The sequence below is a fragment of the Chitinophaga sp. genome (genome assembly GCF_035564935.1).
In the GTDB taxonomy this organism is placed as follows: domain Bacteria; phylum Bacteroidota; class Bacteroidia; order Chitinophagales; family Chitinophagaceae; genus Chitinophaga.
Genome location: NZ_DATMTE010000479.1, coordinates 1 through 2,988, shown reverse-complemented (window position 1 = coordinate 2,988; position 2,988 = coordinate 1). Strand labels below are relative to the sequence as shown.

Genomic DNA, 2,988 nt, shown 5'->3' with positions numbered 1-2,988 from the left:
ATTGATTATCGCCTTCGGCGATGCTAAATTTGTCTTGGAACGCTGATTACACTGATTTTACTGATTTACCGGATTTTTTTTGAGGAATTTGGAAAGAGATGAGAGTAGGGGGTTGGGCGGAGTTGATTATCGTGAAATCTGTCCTGGAACACTGATTTTACTAATTATCAGATTTTTTATAAACTATTAAGGGAGATAAGAGCGAACAGATCGCCTTTATCTCCCTTAACTATTATTAAAAAATAAAAATCAAACTAATCAGCAAAATCAGTGTAATCAGTGTTCCAAGACAAAATCCGCTATACCAGGTCAATATCAAAATTCACCAGCTGTACAAATTGTTCCAGGCGGGCAGCAATATCTTCATGACTAATTTCACGGATACGTTCTGTTCCGAATTTCTCCACACAGAAAGATGCCATGGCAGAACCCACAATGATGGCGGTTTTCATATTTTCGAAAGAAATGTCCTTCGTTTTAGCCAGGTGACCAATGAAGCCTCCGGCAAAGGTATCGCCGGCGCCGGTTGGATCATATACATCATCCAGTGGCATAGCCGGAGCAAAGAACACATGATTTTCGAAGAACAGCAATGCACCATGTTCTCCCTTTTTAATGATCAGGTAACGGGGCCCCATCGACAGAATTTTACGGGCGGCCTTCACCAGGGAGTATTCACCACTCAACTGACGGGCTTCCCCATCGTTCACCATCAGCACATCCACTCTTTTCAATACCTTCAGCAGATCGTCCAGCGCTACTTCCATCCAGAAGTTCATGGTATCCATTACAATCAGCTTAGGACGTACTTTCATTTGGTCCAGTACACTCATCTGTACCTGCGGGGTAAGGTTACCCAGGATGAGAAACTCGCTTCCCTGGTAACTTTCCGGGATAACAGGCTGGAAATCGGCCAGTACGTTCAGTTCTGTAGCCAATGAATCGCGGGTATTCATATCCATGTGGTACTTGCCGGACCAGTAGAACGATTTTTCCCCTTTCTTCACCTGTACACCATCCAGTGCCACTCCTTTAGCAGTCAGCGCTTTCAGCTCTGAATCAGGGAAATCTTCACCTATTACAGATACCTGGTTAATAGGCTTAACAAAGTTAGACGCTGCCCATGCGATGTAGGTGGCGGAACCACCAATGATTTTGCCTGACTTACCAAAGGGGGTTTCGATTTCATCGAACGCCATAGTACCTACGACTGTGAGTGACATGCTTATTAAGTTGTGTTTATTATGTAAAAGTTTAATGCAAACCTCGCAAAGGTAATTACTTAAACAGAAAGCAGAAAGCTAAATCTTTACCTGCTTCCAGGTACCCCTCCGGAACAGCCATATAGCCACCAGGGCCGAGGTAGACTCAGACACTGCCATTGCCCAGAAAACCCCTACAGGACCCATTTTGAATACAATAGCCAGTACATAGGCCAGTGGCATCTGGAACAGCCACATAATAAACATGTTGATCAGCATGGGCGTCCTCGTGTCGCCGGCGCCATTGAAAGATTGGGTAAGCACCATTCCATAGGCAAAAAAAACATACCCTGCACTCATTAACCGGATACATTGCACACCATAGCGGACCACCACCTGGTTGTTAGTAAAAAAACCGATGATGGCCGGGGCCCATACCATAAACGCCACCGCTACAATGGCCAGGAAAATCATATTGAAAAAGGCGGCCCTCCAGGCCGATTGTTCGGCCCGTTCCGGCTGTTGCGCCCCCAGGTTTTGTCCTACCAATGCAGCAGCGGCATTAGCCATTCCCCAGGCAGGCAATATGGTAAAGATCACGACCCGGATGGCAATGGTATACCCCGCCACGGCGTCTTTTCCAAAATAGGAAATGATCCGCACCAGGAAAATCCAGCTGGCAGAAGCTATCAGCATCTGGGCCGTAGCGCCGGCGGCAATTTTAAGAATTGCCCCGATCAGGGAAAATACCGGTACCAGGTGTTTCCTGGTAATGCGGATCAGGTCCTTTCCTTTTGCAAGGTGGTATAACTGGTATATTACCCCGGTGCCTCTTCCAATAAATGTGGCAATAGCAGCGCCTTTCAATCCCAATGCAGGAACTGGTCCCCACCCGGAAATTAACAGCGGACATAGCAGAATGTTAAGCCCATTGGCAATCCACAAGGAGCGCATAGCCAGTGCCGCATCGCCGGCGCCCCGGAAAATACCGTTGATCAGGAATAGTAAAATGATCACTATATTTCCGCCCAGTAATATCTGCGTATATACGTAACCGTAATCTGCTACTTCTTCGGCAGCCCCCATCAACAGTAATATATCTTTCGCAAAAAATATCCCCGACAAACTTATCAGTACCGCAATAAGCAATCCCGGGTATATGGACTGCATCGCTGCATGGGAGGCTGCATCAGGATCCTTTTCCCCGGTTCTCCGGGCAATCATCGCAGTAGCAGCCATACTCAATCCCATTGCGCCGGTATACACCAAAGTGAGTACTGATTCTGTAAGTCCTACTGTAGTAATAGCGTTAACGCCCAAATGACTTACAAAATAAATATCAACTACCGCAAACAGGGATTCCATCGCCATTTCAAGGATCATAGGAATAGAGAGCAGGAATATAGCCCGGTCTATACTTCCCTTGGTAAATTCCTTTTCACTACCGGTAACGGCTATTTTAAATAGTTGTAAAAAACGACCTATGCGCCGAAACGCTTTCGTTAAAACAGGCATAACTTATTTTTGAAAACAATAAACGAGGAACAACACATCATTTGTGCTGCAATCTAAAACAGGAAAAGTGGGAGGGCGACAAACGGAAGTACCGTGGTCTTAAAAAATTTTCATATGCTATCAGTTCTGGCATCCGGTGATGCAGAACAAAAGTAATTTAATTTTTCAATCGGCAAAAAATCATCTTTTCAAAGATAAGCCGATGTTAGTTATAACAGGTATTTCTTCACGACAAGAAAACATGCCTGCTACGATCCAATATAGATAAAGG

2 protein-coding genes are annotated in these 2,988 nt (G+C 45.3%); both read right to left on the bottom strand.

The features are described 5' to 3' along the window. Nucleotides 1-299 precede the first annotated feature (299 nt). Nucleotides 300-1,223 carry a PfkB family carbohydrate kinase gene (locus VN105_RS12325; protein ID WP_325641260.1) on the bottom strand — a complete coding sequence of 308 codons (924 nt, stop codon included), beginning with the start codon at nucleotides 1,221-1,223 and terminating at the stop codon, nucleotides 300-302. Nucleotides 1,224-1,301: 78 nt separating this feature from the next. Then, a complete protein-coding gene (locus tag VN105_RS12320) occupies nucleotides 1,302-2,717 on the bottom strand; it encodes an MATE family efflux transporter (RefSeq protein ID WP_325641258.1) in 1,416 nt (471 codons plus the stop codon). Nucleotides 2,718-2,988: the final 271 nt, after the last annotated feature.